The organism is Pseudomonas sp. B414 (assembly GCF_055408445.1).
Window position 1 is genome coordinate 253996 of the sequence record NZ_JBUZTQ010000002.1, and the last position, 18377, is coordinate 272372.

The 18377-nt window shown below is 59.2% G+C and carries 20 protein-coding genes; 3 read left to right on the top strand and 17 right to left on the bottom strand.

Features of this window, described 5'->3' with window-relative positions; all coding sequences use genetic code 11:
* Positions 1-192: 192 nt before the first annotated feature.
* The 3 genes from dnaX to recR all read left to right on the top strand — a co-directional run bounded on the left by dnaX (position 193) and on the right by recR (position 3372).
* Positions 193-2235: a DNA polymerase III subunit gamma/tau gene (gene dnaX, locus ACZRMH_RS03305; RefSeq protein ID WP_464012135.1), complete on the top strand. Its 2043-nt coding sequence runs from the start codon at positions 193-195 to the stop codon at positions 2233-2235.
* 77 nt (positions 2236-2312) lie between these two features.
* Positions 2313-2651, top strand: a complete 339-nt coding sequence (locus tag ACZRMH_RS03310) for a YbaB/EbfC family nucleoid-associated protein (protein ID WP_019826710.1) — start codon at positions 2313-2315, stop codon at positions 2649-2651.
* 118 nt (positions 2652-2769) lie between these two features.
* On the top strand, positions 2770-3372 hold the full coding sequence (gene recR / locus ACZRMH_RS03315; protein ID WP_464012136.1) for a recombination mediator RecR: 603 nt from the start codon (positions 2770-2772) through the stop codon (positions 3370-3372).
* Positions 3373-3426: 54 nt separating this feature from the next.
* Here the strand turns inward: recR and ACZRMH_RS03320 are convergent, their stop codons facing one another.
* The 17 genes from ACZRMH_RS03320 to ccoO (ACZRMH_RS03400) form a co-directional block, all read right to left on the bottom strand.
* Entirely contained in the window at positions 3427-3972 is a 546-nt protein-coding gene (locus ACZRMH_RS03320; protein ID WP_464012137.1) for an adenine phosphoribosyltransferase, read from the bottom strand.
* A gap of 54 nt (positions 3973-4026) precedes the next feature.
* Positions 4027-4761, bottom strand: coding sequence for a fumarate/nitrate reduction transcriptional regulator Fnr (gene fnr / locus ACZRMH_RS03325; RefSeq protein ID WP_464012138.1), 735 nt, complete (start codon positions 4759-4761; stop codon positions 4027-4029).
* Between the two features lie 120 nt (positions 4762-4881).
* Positions 4882-6264, bottom strand: coding sequence for an oxygen-independent coproporphyrinogen III oxidase (gene hemN / locus ACZRMH_RS03330; protein WP_464012139.1), 1383 nt, complete (start codon positions 6262-6264; stop codon positions 4882-4884).
* Positions 6265-6410: 146 nt separating this feature from the next.
* The gene (locus ACZRMH_RS03335) at positions 6411-7094 is read right to left on the bottom strand and encodes a sulfite exporter TauE/SafE family protein (RefSeq protein ID WP_464012140.1); all 684 of its coding nucleotides are present in this window, start codon (positions 7092-7094) and stop codon (positions 6411-6413) included.
* Complete coding sequence (gene ccoS, locus ACZRMH_RS03340; protein WP_464012141.1) at positions 7087-7317, bottom strand: cbb3-type cytochrome oxidase assembly protein CcoS; 231 nt, start codon at positions 7315-7317, stop codon at positions 7087-7089. Before ccoS ends, ACZRMH_RS03335 begins: the two co-directional genes overlap by 8 nt.
* Before the next feature lie 20 nt (positions 7318-7337).
* Positions 7338-9788, bottom strand: coding sequence for a heavy metal translocating P-type ATPase (locus ACZRMH_RS03345; RefSeq protein ID WP_464012142.1), 2451 nt, complete (start codon positions 9786-9788; stop codon positions 7338-7340).
* Between the two features lie 148 nt (positions 9789-9936).
* A complete protein-coding gene (locus ACZRMH_RS03350; RefSeq protein ID WP_464012143.1) occupies positions 9937-10479 on the bottom strand; it encodes a FixH family protein in 543 nt (180 codons plus the stop codon).
* A gap of 11 nt (positions 10480-10490) precedes the next feature.
* Complete coding sequence (gene ccoG / locus ACZRMH_RS03355; protein WP_464012144.1) at positions 10491-11906, bottom strand: cytochrome c oxidase accessory protein CcoG; 1416 nt, start codon at positions 11904-11906, stop codon at positions 10491-10493.
* A 215-nt stretch (positions 11907-12121) separates the two neighbouring features.
* Entirely contained in the window at positions 12122-12532 is a 411-nt protein-coding gene (locus ACZRMH_RS03360; protein ID WP_464012145.1) for a PIN domain-containing protein, read from the bottom strand.
* Entirely contained in the window at positions 12532-12783 is a 252-nt protein-coding gene (locus ACZRMH_RS03365; RefSeq protein ID WP_464012146.1) for a type II toxin-antitoxin system Phd/YefM family antitoxin, read from the bottom strand. Before ACZRMH_RS03365 ends, ACZRMH_RS03360 begins: the two co-directional genes overlap by 1 nt.
* Positions 12784-12924: 141 nt before the next feature.
* Positions 12925-13902: a cytochrome-c oxidase, cbb3-type subunit III gene (gene ccoP, locus ACZRMH_RS03370; protein WP_464012147.1), complete on the bottom strand. Its 978-nt coding sequence runs from the start codon at positions 13900-13902 to the stop codon at positions 12925-12927.
* On the bottom strand, positions 13899-14090 hold the full coding sequence (locus tag ACZRMH_RS03375; protein WP_003447209.1) for a CcoQ/FixQ family Cbb3-type cytochrome c oxidase assembly chaperone: 192 nt from the start codon (positions 14088-14090) through the stop codon (positions 13899-13901). The genes ccoP (ACZRMH_RS03370) and ACZRMH_RS03375 overlap by 4 nt, the downstream gene beginning before the upstream one ends.
* 5 nt (positions 14091-14095) lie before the next feature.
* A complete protein-coding gene (gene ccoO, locus ACZRMH_RS03380) occupies positions 14096-14707 on the bottom strand; it encodes a cytochrome-c oxidase, cbb3-type subunit II (protein ID WP_464012148.1) in 612 nt (203 codons plus the stop codon).
* Positions 14707-16149, bottom strand: coding sequence for a cytochrome-c oxidase, cbb3-type subunit I (ccoN, locus tag ACZRMH_RS03385; RefSeq protein WP_464012149.1), 1443 nt, complete (start codon positions 16147-16149; stop codon positions 14707-14709). The genes ccoO (ACZRMH_RS03380) and ccoN overlap by 1 nt, the downstream gene beginning before the upstream one ends.
* 480 nt (positions 16150-16629) lie before the next feature.
* Positions 16630-17568, bottom strand: coding sequence for a cytochrome-c oxidase, cbb3-type subunit III (gene ccoP, locus ACZRMH_RS03390; RefSeq protein ID WP_464012150.1), 939 nt, complete (start codon positions 17566-17568; stop codon positions 16630-16632).
* Entirely contained in the window at positions 17565-17756 is a 192-nt protein-coding gene (locus ACZRMH_RS03395; protein ID WP_019826673.1) for a cbb3-type cytochrome oxidase subunit 3, read from the bottom strand. The genes ccoP (ACZRMH_RS03390) and ACZRMH_RS03395 overlap by 4 nt, the downstream gene beginning before the upstream one ends.
* A 12-nt stretch (positions 17757-17768) precedes the next feature.
* Positions 17769-18377, bottom strand: coding sequence for a cytochrome-c oxidase, cbb3-type subunit II (gene ccoO / locus ACZRMH_RS03400; protein WP_464012151.1), 609 nt, complete (start codon positions 18375-18377; stop codon positions 17769-17771).

The window sequence follows — 18377 nt, forward strand, 5'->3', positions numbered from 1 at the left end:
CGGGTTTGAAGCAAATCCAAATCTTGTAATAAAACGCCTCTCGACGCTCAAAAGAGCGGGCGATGCATGTCTGTGCGCGGGTAAAAACGCCTGTGCCAAGCCTGCACGCAGTTTAAAGTGCGCATCGGATGCAATTTTGCCCTTGCTCCGCTAGCATTAGCCTCCTCCGCTTTTCAGACGCGACGGTTATCAATGAGTTATCAGGTTCTTGCACGTAAATGGCGTCCGCGCTCGTTCCGCGAAATGGTCGGCCAGACCCATGTGCTCAAGGCTCTGATCAATGCCCTGGACAGTCAGCGCCTGCACCACGCCTACCTCTTTACCGGTACCCGTGGCGTCGGCAAGACCACCATTGCGCGGATCATCGCAAAATGCCTGAACTGTGAAACAGGTATCACCTCGACCCCTTGTGGCGAGTGCTCGGTCTGTCGCGAAATCGATGAGGGGCGTTTTGTCGACCTGATCGAAATCGACGCCGCCAGCCGCACCAAGGTCGAGGACACCCGTGAGCTGCTCGACAACGTGCAGTACGCGCCGAGCCGTGGGCGCTTCAAGGTCTATCTGATCGACGAAGTGCACATGCTTTCCAGTCATTCGTTCAATGCGCTGCTCAAAACCCTGGAAGAGCCGCCGCCCTACGTCAAATTCATCCTTGCGACTACAGATCCGCAGAAACTGCCGGCCACGATCCTGTCGCGCTGCCTGCAGTTCTCGCTGAAAAACATGACGCCAGAGCGTGTGGTCGAGCATTTGACCCATGTCCTCAGTGTCGAAAACGTGCCGTTTGAAGACGACGCGCTGTGGTTGTTGGGTCGTGCGGCTGATGGCTCGATGCGTGATGCCATGAGCCTCACCGATCAGGCGATCGCTTTTGGCGAAGGCAAAGTCCTGGCCGGCGATGTGCGGGCGATGCTCGGCACTCTAGATCACGGTCAGGTATTCGACTTGCTGCACGCCCTGATTGAAGGCGATGCCCGGGCGCTGCTGGAGGCGGTGCGTCATCTGGCCGAGCAAGGCCCTGACTGGAATGGCGTGCTGTCCGAGATACTCAACGTTTTCCACCGTGTTGCGATTGCCCAGGCGTTGCCCGACGGCGTCGATAACGGTCATGGCGACCGCGATCGCGTGTTGGCCCTGGCCCAGGCATTGCCCGCCGAAGACGTACAGTTTTATTACCAGATGGGCCTGATTGGCCGGCGCGACTTGCCGCTGGCACCAGACCCGCGGGGTGGCTTTGAAATGGTCATGCTGCGAATGCTGGCCTTCCGCCCGGCAGACACCGGCAATGCGCCGAGTCAGCCGCTAAAGCCAGTGGGGATCAGCCAGGCCACAGTTGATTCCGCCCAAACCGTGGCTGGCACTGCTTCAGTAGCGCCAGTAGTTGCTGCACCTGCACCGGTTGTCGAAGCGCCGGTTGTTCAGGCTGACCCTGCACCTGTCGAGGCGCCCAAGGCGCCTGCAGCACCTGTAAAGGACCTGCCCTGGAATGAGCCATCAGCGCCGGTGATCGAGGATGTGGCTGCGCCTGAGGCGATGCTGGACACCGTCGGTGAGCCGCCCGAGTTGCCACCGATGCCCCTGCCGACGCCGGACAGTGTTGTGCCGGATGCGCCAGAATGGTCAGCCGCGACAATCCCCGAGCCGACTCCGGAGCAGGTGGATGCGGCCATTGCAGGCATGGATCGCGACGACGAGCCGCCGCTGGACGAGGACTATATCGAGCCGGACATGGATTCGGCTGCCTACAGCTACCTCGATGAGCTGGCCAGTGAGCATACCGCCGAGCCTGCTCCTGAACCCGAGCCGTTGCCTGCGGCAATGCCGGCGACCGGCCTGGCCCTTGAATGGCTGGAGATGTTCCCCAAATTACCAGTATCGGGCATGACTGCCAGCATTGGCGCCAACTGCACCCTGATTGCCGTTGACGGTGACGATTGGTTGTTGCATCTGGACCCGGCCCACAGTGCGCTGTTCAACCTGACCCAGCAGCGTCGGCTTAACGATGCACTGAACCAGTTCACTCAGCGTACACTCAAAGTCACTATCGAACTGGTCAAGCCGGAACAGGAAACCCCGGCCCAGGCAGCTTCGCGTTTTCGTGCAGAGCGTCAGCGCCTGGCTGAAGAGTCGATTTATGCCGACCCGTTGGTCCAGCAGATGGTTGAGCAGTTCGGTGCGGCCGTGCGCGAAGATACGATTCAACCTGTAGAGGTTGCGCAGGCTCAAGCCTCGTAACGCCAGAGCAGAAACTTACAGCCCGGGGTCGTTTTGATTACGGGTGCATTGTCCAAATAACGTTTGAGGTGATTCCCATGATGAAAGGTGGCATGGCCGGCCTGATGAAGCAGGCGCAGCAGATGCAGGAAAAAATGGCCAAGATGCAGGAAGAGCTGGCCAATGCAGAAGTGACCGGCAAGGCCGGTGGCGATATGGTCACTGTGGTCATGACCGGTCGTCACGACATCAAGCGTGTAAGCATTGATCCTGCCCTGCTTGAAGGCGTCAGCGAAGACGACCGCGAAGTGCTGGAAGACCTGTTTGCCGCTGCCGTCAACGACGCAGTGCGCAAGATCGAAGCCAACAGCCAGGACAAGATGTCTGGCGTGACCGCCGGCATGCAACTGCCGCCTGGCATGAAGTTGCCGTTCTAAGGTGCTTTAAAATGCCAGGCCTTGAACCTGGCATTTTTTTGCCTGTTTGACGGGCATTTGACGCTGGCCCACACCGCGGGTATAAACCGCGTCTCGTTGTTTTGTCGGACCTTTCCCTATGAGCTTCAGCCCCCTGATTCGCCAATTGATCGATGCCTTGCGTACTTTGCCGGGCGTGGGACAAAAGACCGCCCAGCGCATGGCGTTGCAATTACTTGAGCGTGATCGCAGTGGCGGCTCGCGCCTGGCTCTGGCCTTGACCCAGGCGATGGACGGCGTGGGGCACTGCCGCCTGTGCAGAACCCTTACGGAAGACGATCTGTGCCCGCAGTGTGCCGATATGCGCCGTGATGACACCTTGCTGTGCGTGGTTGAAGGGCCGATGGATGTGTATGCCGTGGAGCAGACCGGCTATCGCGGACGCTACTTCGTGCTCAAGGGGCATTTGTCGCCGCTTGATGGCCTTGGCCCGGAGGCGATTGGCATTCCGCAATTGATGGCGCGCATTGCCGAGCAGGGGACTTTTGCGGAAGTGATCCTGGCGACCAATCCGACAGTCGAAGGTGAGGCGACGGCGCATTACATTGCCCAGTTGCTAAGCAATAAAGGGCTGATCGCTTCGCGAATCGCCCACGGCGTGCCACTGGGTGGTGAGCTGGAGTTGGTGGATGGCGGTACTTTGGCGCATTCGTTTTCGGGACGTCGGCCGATCACTTTGTAACTTTGACCAAAAGCCCCTCACTCTCCCAGAGGGTTAGGGTGAGGGCGCTTTTGATTATTCGGTCAACGAAAATTCGGTCAGGCAGAACGTCGGTACACCCATATCTTGCAAGCGCTGCGAACCACCCAGCTCAGGCAGATCAATAATCGCCGCTGCTTCAAACACCTGCGCTCCCATACGTCGCACCAGGTTGGCAGCCGCAATCAACGTGCCGCCAGTAGCGATCAGGTCATCAACGATCAGTAGCGAATCGCCTTCACACAAACTGTCGGCGTGAACCTCCAGAAACGCTTCGCCATATTCCGTTTGATAGCCTTCGGCCAATACGTCAGCGGGCAATTTGCCTTGTTTGCGAAACAGGATCAGCGGTTTGTTCAACTGATGAGCCAGCACCGAACCAATCAGAAAGCCACGGGCGTCCATGGCGCCGATATGGCTGAAGTCAGCCTCGACGTAGCGCTCGATAAAGCGGTCGGCAATCACGCGCATGGCGCGGGGCGATTGGTAGAGCGGGGTGATATCGCGAAAGATGACGCCCGGCTTGGGGAAATCAATAACCGGGCGGATCAGGGTTTTGAGGCAAAAATCGTCGGAGACCATATCGGGCTGTCCTGGGGGAGCGTTAAGCCCGCCAGTATAACCCGCCAGGGAGTCTTAGACCTCCAGCGAACCACCAGCCAGGGCGCACAGCTTGATCGGATCAAGGATATGCACTTCCTTGCCTTCAGCTGTGATCAGCTGGTTTTCCTGCAGGCGGGTGAATACGCGGGACACGGTTTCAACGGCCAGGCCCAGGTAATTGCCGATTTCGTTACGCGACATGCTCAGGCGGAACTGATTGGCCGAGAAGCCGCGAGCGCGGAAACGGGCTGACAGATTGACCAGGAAGGTGGCGATACGCTCGTCAGCAGTCTTTTTCGACAGCAGCAGCATCATTTGCTGATCGTCGCGAATTTCCCGGCTCATCACTCGCATCAATTGGCGACGCAGCTGTGGCAGTTGCACGGAAAGTTCGTCGAGACGCTCGAAAGGGATCTCGCATACCGGGGTGGTTTCCAGTGCTTGAGCGGATACCGGGTAGGTTTCGGTGTCCATTCCGGACAGGCCGACCAGCTCGCTTGGCAGGTGGAAACCGGTGATTTGCTCTTCGCCGTTGTCACTCAGGCTGAAGGTTTTCAGTGCGCCAGAACGTACTGCGTAGACAGAATTAAAGGTGTCGCCCTGGCGGAACAAAAATTCGCCTTTTTTCAGTGGGCGGCCGCGCTTGACGATTTCTTCCAGCGCATCCATGTCTTCCAGGTTCAACGAAAGTGGCAAGCACAGAGGGGCCAGGCTGCAATCCTTGCAATGAGCCTGGTTATGAGCGCGCACTTTTACTGGCTCGGACATTTCTTAAATCCTTGTAGGAAAACACACATAAGATGCAAGGGTAACCCAGCGTGGGGGGGCTAGACCAGCCGCACCACGCCAGTGCACATATCTCATGCTTTAGAGGCCGTGTCTGAGGCCTTAAATCACCCGTGAATAGCGCTGGCGGGTTTGTTGCTCAAGGTAGGCGTCGAACACCATGCATATCGAGCGCACCAGCAGCCGTCCAGCAGGCAATACGGTCAGTTGCTGGTCATCCAGGGCAATCAGGCCGTCGGCGGCCATGGTCTTGAGCATTGGCCACTGCGGCGAAAAATACCCGCGAAAGTCGATATTGAACGCCTGCTCTAAAGGCGCGAACGGCAGGTGCAAGTTGCAGATGATCTGCTGAATGACCTCGCGACGGATGCGGTCGTCCTGATTGCACACCAGGCCACGACGGGTGGCGAGCTGGCCGCTGGCCAGGGTGTGCTGGTAGCTCGTCAGGTCGCTGTCATTCTGGCAGTACAGATCGCCAATCTGGCTGATGGCGGAGACGCCAAGGCCGATCAGGTCGCAATGCCCGTGGGTGGTGTAGCCCTGAAAGTTGCGTTGCAGGGTGGATTCTTCCTGGGCGATCGCCAGTTCGTCGTCCGGCAGTGCAAAGTGATCCATGCCGATATAGCGATAACCGGCACCGGTCAGTTGCTCGATGGTGCGTTCCAGCATCTGCAGTTTTGCTGCAGGCGAGGGCAGGTCATTGGTGTTGATGCGCCGCTGAGGCATAAAGCGCTCAGGCAGGTGGGCGTAGTTGAACACCGACAGGCGATCGGGTTGCAGGCTGATCACTTCTTCGACCGTGCGGGCAAAGGCTTCAGGGGTTTGCTTGGGCAGGCCGTAGATCAGGTCAATATTGATCGAGCGAAATTGCAGCGTGCGCGCGGCATCGATTACGGCCCGGGTTTCTTCCAGGCTTTGCAGGCGATTGACCGCCCGTTGCACGTCCGGGTCGAGGTCTTGCAGGCCGATGCTGACCCGGTTGAAGCCCAGTTCACGCAACAGGCCCATGGTCGACCAGTCGGCTTCGCGGGGGTCGATTTCGATGCCGTAATCACCCGAGTCGTCGTCCAGCAGGTTGAAGTGCTGGCGCAGCTTGGCCATCAGTTGACGCAATTCGTCGTGGCTGAGAAAAGTCGGGGTGCCACCGCCGAAGTGCAGTTGCTCGACCTTCTGTTTGGGGTCCAGGTGGCAGGCAATCAGCTGGATTTCCTGTTCGAGCTTTTGCAGGTACGGCTGTGCCCGGCCACGGTCCTTGGTAATGACTTTGTTGCAGGCACAGTAGTAGCAAATGTTCGCGCAGAACGGCACGTGCACATACAGTGACAGCGGCCGCTGGGCCTTGCGGCTTTCGCGCAGTGCGTGCATCAGGTCGAACGGGCTGACCTGATCACTGAACTGCATAGCGGTCGGGTATGAGGTATAGCGCGGTCCCGCCAGATCATAGCGGCGGATCAAATCTGGGTCCCAACGAATGGCGTCGAGCATGCGGGCATTCCCCTGGGATGGCTGGCAATGTCCGCGAGTCTAGGGGGTGGGGCGTTGTAGCATCTTGATTTGCATCAACGGCTGTGATTGGCAGGGTTTATGGCGTGCCCCCGCTCTCACAAGGGTTGTGGTGATTTTCAGATAGATCAGTGCCCCATCAACCAATGCTGATGCGGCCCGGGCAGGGTCCAGATACCGAACAGAATCACCAGCAGCCCTCCAGCCATGCGTACGCTGCGTTTGCGCAACACGGCGGTGACACGCTCGGCGGCAAGCCCGGTGGCCAGTAATACTGGCCAGGTGCCCAGGCCAAACGCCAGCATCAGCAAGGCACTGTCGATGGCGCTGCCCTGGCTGGCGGACCAGATCAGTGTGCTGTACACCAGCCCGCAAGGCAGCCAGCCCCAGAGCGCACCCAGCAGCAACGCCCGAGGCAGGCTCGATACGGGGAGCAGACGGTTGGCCACGGGCTGTATATGCCGCCACAGGCCGCGCCCCAGGCTTTCGATGCGGGTCAGGCCGCTCCACCAGCCGGCTAGGTACAGGCCCATGCAAATCAGCAGCAGCCCGGCCAGGATGCGCATAAACATGGCGGCGGGGCTGTTGGCCACGGCCCAGCCTGCTAACCCCAGCAGTAATCCCGCCGTGGCGTAGCTGAGTATTCGCCCAAGGTTGTAGGCCAACAGCAATCGGAAGCGTCGGCTGCGTTGTTCCTTGGGGATGGCGAGGGTCAGTGCACCCATCAGGCCACCACACATGCCCAGGCAATGTCCGCCCCCGAGCAAACCCAGGATCACGGCCGAAACCAGTAGTGGCGCCAGTTCAAACATGGGGTGGGGCTTTTTTGTCGGTGTCGGTGGCCGACTCCGGGTGCTGGTTTTTGGCTTCTTCGACGGCTGCAGTGTGCTGCGGGTCCTGATCGTCGAACAGGATGCTGTGGGCCGGGCTGTCGAGGTCGTCGTACTGGCCGCTGTCCACTGCCCAGAAGAAGATGAAAATGCAAATGGCGACAATCAGCAGGGCCGCAGGGATCATGATGTATAGCGCTGGCATATGGGCTCCAGGCGACCGGTTCAGGCCGGTAACGGGCGTGTGTGTGGCGTGGCTGGAGTATGCGTCTGGGCTGGCATGCGCGTCAGGCGCAAGGCATTCAGCACCACGGTCAGTGAGCTCAGCGACATGCCGATGGCAGCCCAGATCGGCGTGATCCAGCCCAGTGCGGCAAAGGGCAGCATCAGCCCATTGTACAGACCGGCCCACAGCAGGTTCTCGATAATCACCCGGCGCGTGCGCCGCGCCAGGGTAAAGGCTTGCACCAGGGCGCCCAGGCGATTGGACAGCAACACCGCATCGGCACTGGTCTTGGCCAGGTCCGTGGCCGAGCCCATCGCCACGCTGATATCCGCGGCGGCAAGCACTGGCACATCGTTGACCCCGTCTCCCAGCATCAGCACCTTGCGCCCCTGTGCGTGCAATTGTTGCAGAACCTGCAATTTGTCATCCGGGCGCAGGCCGCCCAGGGCCTCGTCGATACCCAGTTCGGCGGCCACGCTGGCGACCATTGGCGAACTGTCCCCCGAGAGCAGCAGCGTGCGCCAGCCTCGTGCCCTGCACGCCGCCAGCAGCGCCGGGGCGTCATCACGCAGGCGGTCATCCAGAACAAACCAGGCCAGTACGCCGCTAGTATCGCCCAGTAGCAGCCACTGGCCCGGCTCATTGGGCATGGTTGGAATCTCACACCGGCTCAGTTCGCAAACAAACCCGGGCTGGCCAATCCGTAAACGTTGTTCGCCAACCAGCCCTTCAAGGCCCAGCCCCGGTGTGCTGTGGACTTCCCCGGCAGCTTGCGGAGCCCGGCCAAAGGCGCGCGCAATGGGGTGTTCGGAGCGATTTTCGAGGGCGGCGGCGAGGCCCAGGCACTGGTCGCTGCCCAGATCGCGCAAGGGGCGAATGGCACGCAGGGTCAGGCGGCCTTCGGTGAGGGTGCCGGTCTTGTCGAAAATCACTGTGTCGATCTGATTCAGGCCTTCGATCACATGCCCGCGGGTCAGCAGCAAGCCCAGCTTGTGCAGGGTGCCGGTGGCGGCCGTGAGGGCGGTCGGAGTTGCCAGCGACAGGGCGCAAGGGCAAGTGGCTACCAGCATTGCCAGGACAATCCAGAAAGCCCGTGACGGATCAAGTTGCCACCAGAGCAAACCAATCCCGGCCGCGGCGATCAATGAGAACAGCAGGAACCATTGCGCAGCCTTGTCGGCAATTTCCGCCAGGCGTGGTTTTTCGCTTTGGGCGCGATCGAGCAAGCGCACGATGGCCGACAGGCGGGTGTCTTGGCCCAGGGCCATGACTTCAACGGTCAACGCGCCTTCGACATTGAGTGTGCCTGCCGTTACTGCATCGCCAATGCGGCGTGGTTGCGGCAGGTATTCGCCGGTGAGCAGGGACTCGTCGATGCTGGACTGGCCATCCAGGATCTTGCCGTCCGCCGGAAGAATCGCGCCGGGGTGAACCAGTACCCGATCGCCGACCTTGAGCTCGGTCAACAGGATCCGCTCGCTCTGGCCATCGTTACTCAGGCGCAGGCAGGAGGCGGGCAGCAGGTTGACCAGTTGGGCGGTAGCGGCTGCGGTGCGCTCGCGGGCGCGGCGCTCAAGATAGCGTCCGGCCAGCAGGAACAGGGCAAACATGCCCACCGCATCGAAGTACAGCTCGCCGACGCCGGTAATGGCGGTCCAGATCCCGGCAATATAAGCGCCGCCGATGGCCAGGGATACCGATACATCCATGGTCAGGTGGCGGGTGCGCAGGTCGCGCATGGCACCTTTGAAAAAGGGCGCGCAGCTGTAAAACACGATAGGGGTAGTCAGAAACAGCGCAACCCAGCGCAGGATGGTGTGCATCTCGGGGCTGAGATCGATATTGAATTCGGGCCAGGTGGCCATGGTTGCCATCATCGCCTGGAACCACAGCAGCCCGGCGACGCCAAGCTGGCGCAAGGCCAGGCGGTTTTCACTGGCCAGTTGTTCGGTGGCGCGGTCGGCCTGATACGGGTGCGCGGCATAACCGATATGGCGCAGTTCGCTGAGAATTTCGCTCAGCGGCAGTTGGCTGTCGTCCCAGCTCACGTGCAAGCGATGGTTGGACAGGTTGAGCCGGGCTTCGCTCACTGCAGGCAGGCGGCGCAGGTCTTTTTCAATCAGCCAGCCACAGGCTGCACAACTGATGCCTTCGATCAGCAGAGTGGTCTCGGCCTGATCGCCTGCGTGCCGGACAAAGGGTTTTTGCACATCGGGACGGTCATACAGGGCCAACTCTTCAACCAGTTGCACGGGCAGGGCTTCGGGGTTGGCTGAGGCTTCACTGCGGTGCTGGTAATAGCTTTCGAGACCACCGGCGACGATGGCTTCAGCCACCGCCTGGCAGCCCGGGCAGCAGAACTCGCGTACTTCGCCCAGCACAACGGCGGTAAAGCGACTGCCGGGCGGGACGGGCAGGGCGCAGTGATAGCAGGGAACAGGAGTGGTCATGGGTTTTTGAGCGCGCTTGGCCTTGGTTTTTGGGTGGGCTGCTTGCCCTCACCCCAACCCTCTCCCTGAGGGAGAGGGGGCTGATCGAGGTGTTCGAGCTATCGCGTGTGGCGCCCCTCACTCTGCGGGAGGGTGCTGTTGGTCGAGCTTACTTCTTGTTGTGGTCTTCGGCGCCCTGAATCGGCTCGTCGCCCAGCAGCAGGTCCATATCGTGGCCGACCACTTCTTCCTCGAACAGGCGCCAGGTCTTGCCGTCTTCTACGCCCAGCAGCTCGACAAAACGGCGGCCTTCGATCTTGTCATCCAGCTGGCCGATATAGCGCCCTGGTTCCGACGCGCTTTGGCTCAGACTGATCTTGCGGTCTTTCTCCGGCTGGGTCGGGGAGATCAGGTTCAGCTCCAGAACCTGCGGTCGGCTGTTGCCCTCAAGCAGCAGCACCACTTCGCCGGTCACTTCATCCAGGCGCAGCTTGGCCTTCAATTGCAGGGTCTGGCCGAGCAGTTCTCGGTCCAGTGCGCGGTTGATGCCTTTGCCGGCCTCGTAGTAGTTGTCGTTAACCAGGTTATCCGGGTTGTTCACGGCAATAGTGACCATCGACAGGGTCAAGGTCACCGAGCAGGCAAGGATGGCAATGATGATCCAGGGCCAAAGATGCTTGTACCAGGGGCTGGAGGCGTTTGCTGCGGGCATGTAGGGCTCTCTTATCTGATTTGTGGGCCGATGAATCGGCTCTTGGCTTTGACGCTGACGTCATTGTTGTCGGCGTCCTTGAGGATAAAGAACACCTCGTTGGTGCTGGACGGCAGCTTTTCGGGGGCAATCGACAGCTCCACCGGCAGGCTGACAATATCGCCGGCCGCGACCTTGATTTCGCGTTTGCCCTGCAGCTTGAGATCCGGCAGGCCAGTGGCGTCCAGCACATAGGTGTGGTCGTGCTGGTCCTTGTTCATGATCTTCAGGCTGTAGACGTTCTCGATCCGGCCTTCGGCGTTCTCGCGGTAGAGCACGCGGTCTTTGCTGACATCGAAGCCAACCAGGGTGCGGGTAAAGAATGCCGCTGCCAGCAGGCCCATCATGGTTAGCAGCACCAGCGCATAGCCAATCAGGCGCGGGCGCAGCTTGTGGGTCTTCTGGCCCGAGAGGTTGTGCTCGGTGGTATAGCTGATCAGCCCGCGCGGGTAGTTCATTTTGTCCATGATGCTGTCGCAGGCATCGATGCAGGCAGCACAGCCGATGCACTCGATCTGCAGGCCGTCACGGATATCGATACCGGTCGGGCACACCTGCACGCACATGGTGCAGTCAATGCAATCGCCCAGGCCCTGGGCCTTGTAGTCAGCGTCTTTTTTACGCGGGCCACGCACTTCACCGCGACGCGGGTCGTACGACACGATCAGGGTGTCTTTATCAAACATCACGCTCTGGAAGCGCGCATAGGGGCACATGTAGATGCACACCTGTTCGCGCAGCCAGCCAGCGTTACCGTAGGTGGCGAGGGTGAAGAAACCGACCCAGAAATACGCCCAGCCATCGGCCTGGCCGGTAAAGAAGTCGATAACCAGTTCGCGGATCGGTGAAAAGTAACCGACAAAGGTCAGGCCGGTGACAAAGCCGATCAGTAGCCACAGGGTATGCTTGCTGAGTTTGCGCAGGAACTTGTTGGCGCTCATGGGCGCCTTGTCGAGTTTTATGCGCTGGTTGCGATCACCTTCAGTGACCTTTTCGCACCACATGAACACCCAGGTCCAGACGCTTTGCGGGCAGGTATAGCCGCACCACACGCGCCCGGCGTAGACGGTAATAAAAAACAGGCCAAAGGCGGCGACGATCAGCAGGCCGGACAGCAGGATAAAATCCTGTGGCCAGAAGGTGGCGCCAAAAATAAAGAATTTACGCTCGGGAAGGTTCCACCAGACAGCCTGGTGGCCGCCCCAGTTGAGCCACACCGTACCGAAATACAGCAGGAACAATATCGCCCCGCCGCCGATACGCAGGTTGCGGAAAAGTCCGGTGAAGGCGCGGGTGTAGATCTTTTCCCGGGCCGCATACAGATCGGTACTTTCAGCGGGTTTCTTGGCAGGCGGAGTGACGTCGTGTACAGGAATCTGATTGCTCATTAGTGCGTCCCACGGCAGTGGAAAATGCCTCGGTCAGTACGTGCCGACCACGGTCAGAAGGTGTTGCAGTGGCGTAATGATACGCCTGTGACTCTAGCTCAAGGGTGCGACCTTTGGTCGCGTTCCTGAAAACAAGAAGTTGGTATAAGAGTTGTAACAACTCATGACATAGATCAATTGACTTGCACCCTCGGATCGGTTGCGCTTTGCCCGAGTCAAAGTTCCCAAGGGTTGAGTACAGGGGCGCCGCTAAAGGCAAAGTCCCGGGTGTTGCGGGTCACCACGGTCATGTCATGCACCAGGGCGGTGGCCGCGATCAGGGCGTCGCATTCATTGCTGCGGTCAGGCACATGCAGACGGGCACAGCGCCTGGCAACGGCGCCGTCGATCGACAGCACGCGCCCGGCAAAAGCAGTCATGACATTTACTTCAAGCCAGTTGCGCAAGGGCAGGGCTTGAATGGGGTCGCGGCGCTCCAGGCGCAGGATGCCGGTTTCGATTTCCAGCAGGGTAATGGCCGAGATATACAGTTTGGAAGCGTGGACACTACGGGCCCAGGCTGCCACTGCAGGGTCGGCCTGGGCTTTACGCAGTTCAGAAACCACATTGGTATCGAGCAGGAACATTAGAAATCCACTGGGCGCGGCGTGATGACTGCGCGTTCGGGTTCAAATTCAACCGGCGTTGTTTCGGGCATTACCAGCAGGTCGACAATGCTGGTGTCCAGGCCGGTCAGCCGTTGGTACTCCTCCATGCATAGCAGTACATGGGCGGGGCGGCCACGGTCTGTGATGTAAACAGGCCCTTGTTGCGATGCTTTTTTGGCACCGCTTGTGTCCTGGTTGAATTTGCGGCTGGAAATAGTGGTGATGGTCATGGGGAAGGCCCTCCTGACGTGACAATGTAGAAACGTTACTACTTCGCGACGCTGGCGACAATCCATAAAATACGCAGAAAAAAAATGACCCCGACAACTTGCGTTGGCGGGGCCATTTTTTGCAACTTTTAAACTACCGCGTTACTCGTCTGCCTTGGCTTCATCGCCATGGGACAGGCTGTAAACGTAGGCGGCCAGCAAGTGAACCTTGTCGTTCCCTTGCAGGCTGGCCTGTGCAGGCATCTGGCCCTGACGGCCGTAACGGATGGTCTGTTGCAGTTGAGCAAAGCTCGAGCCGTAGATAAACGCACCCGGGTGAGTCAGGTCGGGTGCGCCCATCAGCGGGTTGCCCTTGCCTTGCGGGCCGTGGCAAACCGCACAGTTGGTTGCGAAGATTTCCTTGCCTTTGACAGGGTCGGCTTTCGCGCTTTCCGGCAGCTTGCGGCCATCAAGGTTGGTCAGCACATAGGCCGCCACGTCGCTTACACCTTGTTCGCCAATCACTTCAGACCAGCCTGGCATAACGGCGTGGCGGCCATCCATGATGGTGGTCTTGATGTCGGCCGGCGTACCGCCCCAGCGCCAGTCGGCGTCGGTCAGGTTAGGGAAGCCGTAGGCGCCCTTGGCATCGGAACCGTGGCACACCGAGCAGTTGGAGGCGAACAGGCGGCCCCCCATCTTCAGTGCTTGCGGGTCCTTGGCGACTTCTTCAATCGGCATGGCCGCGAATTTGGCGAAGATCGGCCCGAATTTGGCGTCCGACTTGGCCATTTCCTTTTCCCACTCATGGACGCCGGTCCAGCCGGTCTGACCATTGGCAAACGGCGTCTGCTCTTTGGTGTCCAGGTACTGGTAGCCCGGCAGCAGGCCCTTCCAGTTACCCAGGCCCGGGTACAGCACAAGGTAGCCGAGGGCGAAAATGACGGTGCCCACAAACAGCATGAACCACCATTTCGGCATCGGGTTGTCGTACTCTTCGATCCCGTCGAAAGCATGGCCGACTTTCTCGTCGGTCTGCTCGCTGCGCTGGCCCTTGCGGGTGGCCAGCAACAGCCAGGTCAAGGCGAAGATGGTACCCAGAGTGAGGACTGTAACGTACAGACTCCAGAACGTAGTCATTCTTTGTTACTCCTAGAAGCTTGCTCTTGCTCGACGTGCTTGATGGCTTCGGGATCATCCTTGAACGGCAACAGGGTCGCGTCGTCAAATTCAGACTTGCGTCGCGGGCTGAATACCCACAATGCCAAACCGATAAAAGCCACCATCACGACGACAGTGCCCAGGCCACGAATCATCCCGATATCCATCTAGATCACCGTTTGCTTTTGATGATGGTGCCCAAGCCCTGGAGGTAAGCCACCAGTGCGTCCATTTCGGTTTTGCCCTTCACTGCATCCTTGGCTCCGGCGATGTCTTCGTCGGTGTAAGGGACGCCGAGTACGCGCAAGACTTCCATTTTTTTCGCCGTGTCCTTGCCGTCCAGCTTGCGTTCTACGAGGAACGGATAAGACGGCATGATTGACTCGGGTACTACGTTGCGCGGGTTGTACAAGTGCGCACGGTGCCAGTCATCGGAGTAACGGCCGCCAACCCGGGCCAGGTCCGGGCCGGTACGCTTGGAACCCCACAGGAACGGGTGGTCCCAGACGCTTTCACCGGCGACCGAGTAGTGGCCATAGCGTTCGGTTTCGGCGCGGAACGGACGGATCATCTGCGAGTGGCATTGCACACAGCCGTTGGCGATGTAGATGTCACGACCTTCCAGTTCCAGCGCGCTACGTGGCTTCATGCCCTCGACCGGGGTGTTGGTCACGTCCTGGAAAAACAGCGGAACGATTTGGGTCAGGCCGCCAATGCTGACGGCGATCACCATGAAGAAGGCCATCAGGCCAATATTCTTCTCGATTGTTTCGTGCTTGATCATCAGTGGGCTCCAACTACAGCGATCTTGGTCGCCGCTTCAGCTTCTACCGGGTTCGAGGCACGCACGGTGCGGAACACGTTGTAGGCCATAAACAGCATGCCGCTGGCGAAGATGGCCCCGCCGAGGGCGCGAACGATAAAGCCCGGGTGGCTGGCTTGCAGTGCTTCCACGAACGAGTAGGTCAGGGTGCCGTCGTCGTTGATTGCGCGCCACATCAGGCCCTGGGTGATGCCGTTGACCCACATCGAAGCGATGTAAAGCACGGTACCGATAGTTGCCAGCCAGAAGTGAACGTTGATCAGGCCGGTGCTGTACATCTGCTTTTGGCCATAGACTTTCGGGATCATGTGGTACATGGCGCCGATCGAAATCATTGCCACCCAGCCCAGAGCGCCGGCGTGTACGTGGCCGATGGTCCAGTCGGTGTAGTGCGACAGCGCGTTGACGGTCTTGATTGCCATCATCGGACCTTCGAAGGTCGACATGCCGTAGAAGGCCAGGGACACCACGAGGAAGCGCAGGATCGGGTCGGTGCGCAGCTTATGCCAGGCGCCCGACAGGGTCATCATGCCGTTGATCATGCCGCCCCAGCTGGGTGCCAGCAGGATAATCGACATCGCCATGCCCAGGGACTGAGCCCAGTCCGGCAACGCGGTGTAGTGCAGGTGGTGAGGGCCGGCCCAGATATAAAGGGTGATCAGCGCCCAGAAGTGCACGATGGACAGGCGATACGAGTAGATCGGACGCTCTGCCTGCTTGGGTACGAAGTAGTACATCATGCCCAGGAAGCCGGTAGTCAGGAAGAAACCTACCGCGTTGTGGCCGTACCACCACTGGATCATGGCATCAGTCGCACCGGCATACGCCGAGTAGGACTTGAAGAAGCTCACCGGCAGGGAAGCGTGGTTGACGATATGCAGCATTGCCGTGACGACAATAAATGCACCGTAGAACCAGTTACCCACATAGATATGCTTGGTTTTACGCTTGGTAATGGTGCCGAAGAACACAATGCCGTAGGTCACCCAGACAATGGCCAGCAAAATAGCCAATGGCCATTCCAGCTCTGCGTATTCTTTGGTCGTGGTGTAGCCCAGCGGCAACGTGATGATCGCGCCGACAATGACGGCCTGCCAACCCCAAAAGGTAAACGAGGCAAGTGCGTCGGAGATCAATCGCGTCTGACAGGTGCGCTGCACGACGTAATAGGAGGTGCCAAACAATGCACAGCCACCAAAGGCAAAGATCACAAGGTTGGTATGCAGAGGGCGCAGACGGCCGAAGGTCGTCCATTCAAGGCCAAGGTTCAGTTCAGGCCACACAAGCTGTGACGCGATGAAAACCCCGAGCCCCATGCCAAGGATCCCCCAGACCACCGTCATGATGGCGAACTGGCGGACTACCTTATAGTTATAAGCAGTCGGACTGATTGCTGTGCTCATTCTAAGGTTCCACGGTTTAGGTGTTTTATTAGGATAAAAATCGGTCGCAAGTATGGATAAAGCGTAGGGTTATTGCAACGAAGCATGACCCCGGTCAATGCTTTCCAAGGCTTATTCTGCGGCCTTTCCATGCGTGCTGTAAGGTCAAAGTGACCCTGGCAAAAATGCCGCAGGGAGGGCAAAAGAGAAGGGGGTTGAAGCGGGCAAATTCAGGTGGGGGTAAGGCCTGGCAAGAGCATGGCGAACTTCGCAATGGACGATAGCCGGTGTAAACCCACTAGTGTGGCCCGTAACAGTGCCCTTCAACTTACCGATTTATTTCACTTGACGTGGGGCCGGAAAAATCCGGATCACGGAAGCTATGAGCTTAGTCCTGAATGGCGGGAGAGCAATGGCGGACTAAAAAGAGGTGCGACACTTGGTCGCGCTTGGAGGCGGGAACTGCCGCACCAAAATGATGCGGCAGGAAATGTCCGGTAATTATTCGGCTGTTTTTTCCTCTTGATTACCGTGTGACAAGCTGAACACGTAAGCTGCAAGCAATTGCACCTTGTCGTTGCCCAGCAACTCGTTTTGCGCCGGCATATGTCCCTGGCGGCCGTGGCGAATGGTCTGCTGCAGTTGCGCCAGGCTGGTGCCGTAGATAAAGCCCGCAGGTTGGGTCAGATCCGGTGCACCCATCAGCGCCATGCCTTTGCCGTTGGCGCCGTGGCAGGCCACACAAGTGGTCTCGTAGGCTTGCTTGCCAGCGGCCAGATCAACCTTGGCGCCTTCTGGCAGGGGCAGGCCCGCCACATCATGGCGAACATAAGCGGCGACGTTCTTGACCCCGTCTTCACCCAGCACTTCACCCCAGGCCGGCATTGCGGCAATGCGTCCGCCCATGATGGTGGCCTTGATGGTGTCTGCATCCCCACCCCAGCGCCAGGTGTTGTCGGCCAGGTTCGGGAAGCCGAAAGCACCCTTGGCATCCGAGCCGTGGCACACCGAACAGTTGGAGGCAAACAGGCGGCCACCCATTTTCAGTGCGGCCGGGTCCTGTGCAACCTGCTCCACAGGCATGGCAGCGTATTTGGCGAAGATCGGTCCGAACTTGGCGTCAGCCTTGTCCATTTCCTTTTCCCATTCGTGGGCACCGGTCCAGCCATTTTCATAGCCGGGCAGCAGGCCTTTCCAATTGCCCAGGCCCGGGTAGAGGATCAGGTAGCCCACCGAAAACACCAGGGTTCCGACGAACAACATAAACCACCATTGCGGCAGCGGGTTGTCGTACTCCTCGATGCCATCGAAGCTGTGGCCCATGGTCTCGACGGTTTCGCCTTTGGTTTCACCCTTGCGCGTACCGACCAGCAGCCAGGTCAGGCCGATCAACGTGCCAATGGTCAGCACGCATATATACAGACTCCAGAAGGTGGTCATGCTTTGTTACTCCTAGACGCTTGTTCTTGCTCGACGTGTTGAATCGCCTCTGGATCGTCCTTGAATGGCAGTAAGGTCGCGTCTTCAAATTCGGACTTGCGCCGCGGGCTGAACACCCACAGCGCGAGGCCGATAAACGCCACGGCCACCACCACGGTGCCCAGGCCGCGAATCATTCCACTACTCATCTCAAACATGACTCACCTCTTGCTCTTGATGGCAGTGCCAAGCACTTGCAGGTAAGCCACCAGCGCGTCCATTTCGGTCTTGCCCTGTACCGACTGCTTGGCGTTGGCGATGTCTTCGTCGGTGTACGGCACGCCGAGGGTGCGCATCACCGAGAGTTTTTTCTCGGTGTGGCTGCTGTCGACCGGTGCTTCCACCAGCCATGGGTAGGCCGGCATTTTCGACTCGGGCACAACGTTGCGCGGGTTGTACAAGTGCGCGCGATGCCAGTCATCGGAGTAACGGCTGCCGACACGGGCGAGGTCCGGCCCGGTGCGCTTGGAGCCCCACAGGAATGGGTGATCCCACACGCTTTCACCGGCTACCGAGTAGTGACCATAACGCTCGGTCTCGGCACGGAACGGACGGATCATCTGCGAGTGACACTGCACGCAGCCTTCGCGAATGTAGATGTCGCGACCTTCCAGTTGCAGTGCGGTGTAAGGCTTCATGCCCTCCACCGGGGTGTTGGTCACGTCTTCAAAGAACAGCGGGACGATTTGCGTCAAGCCGCCGACACTCACGCACAGAATCATCAGCAACAGCATCAGGCCGATATTTTTTTCAACGACTTCGTGTTTCAT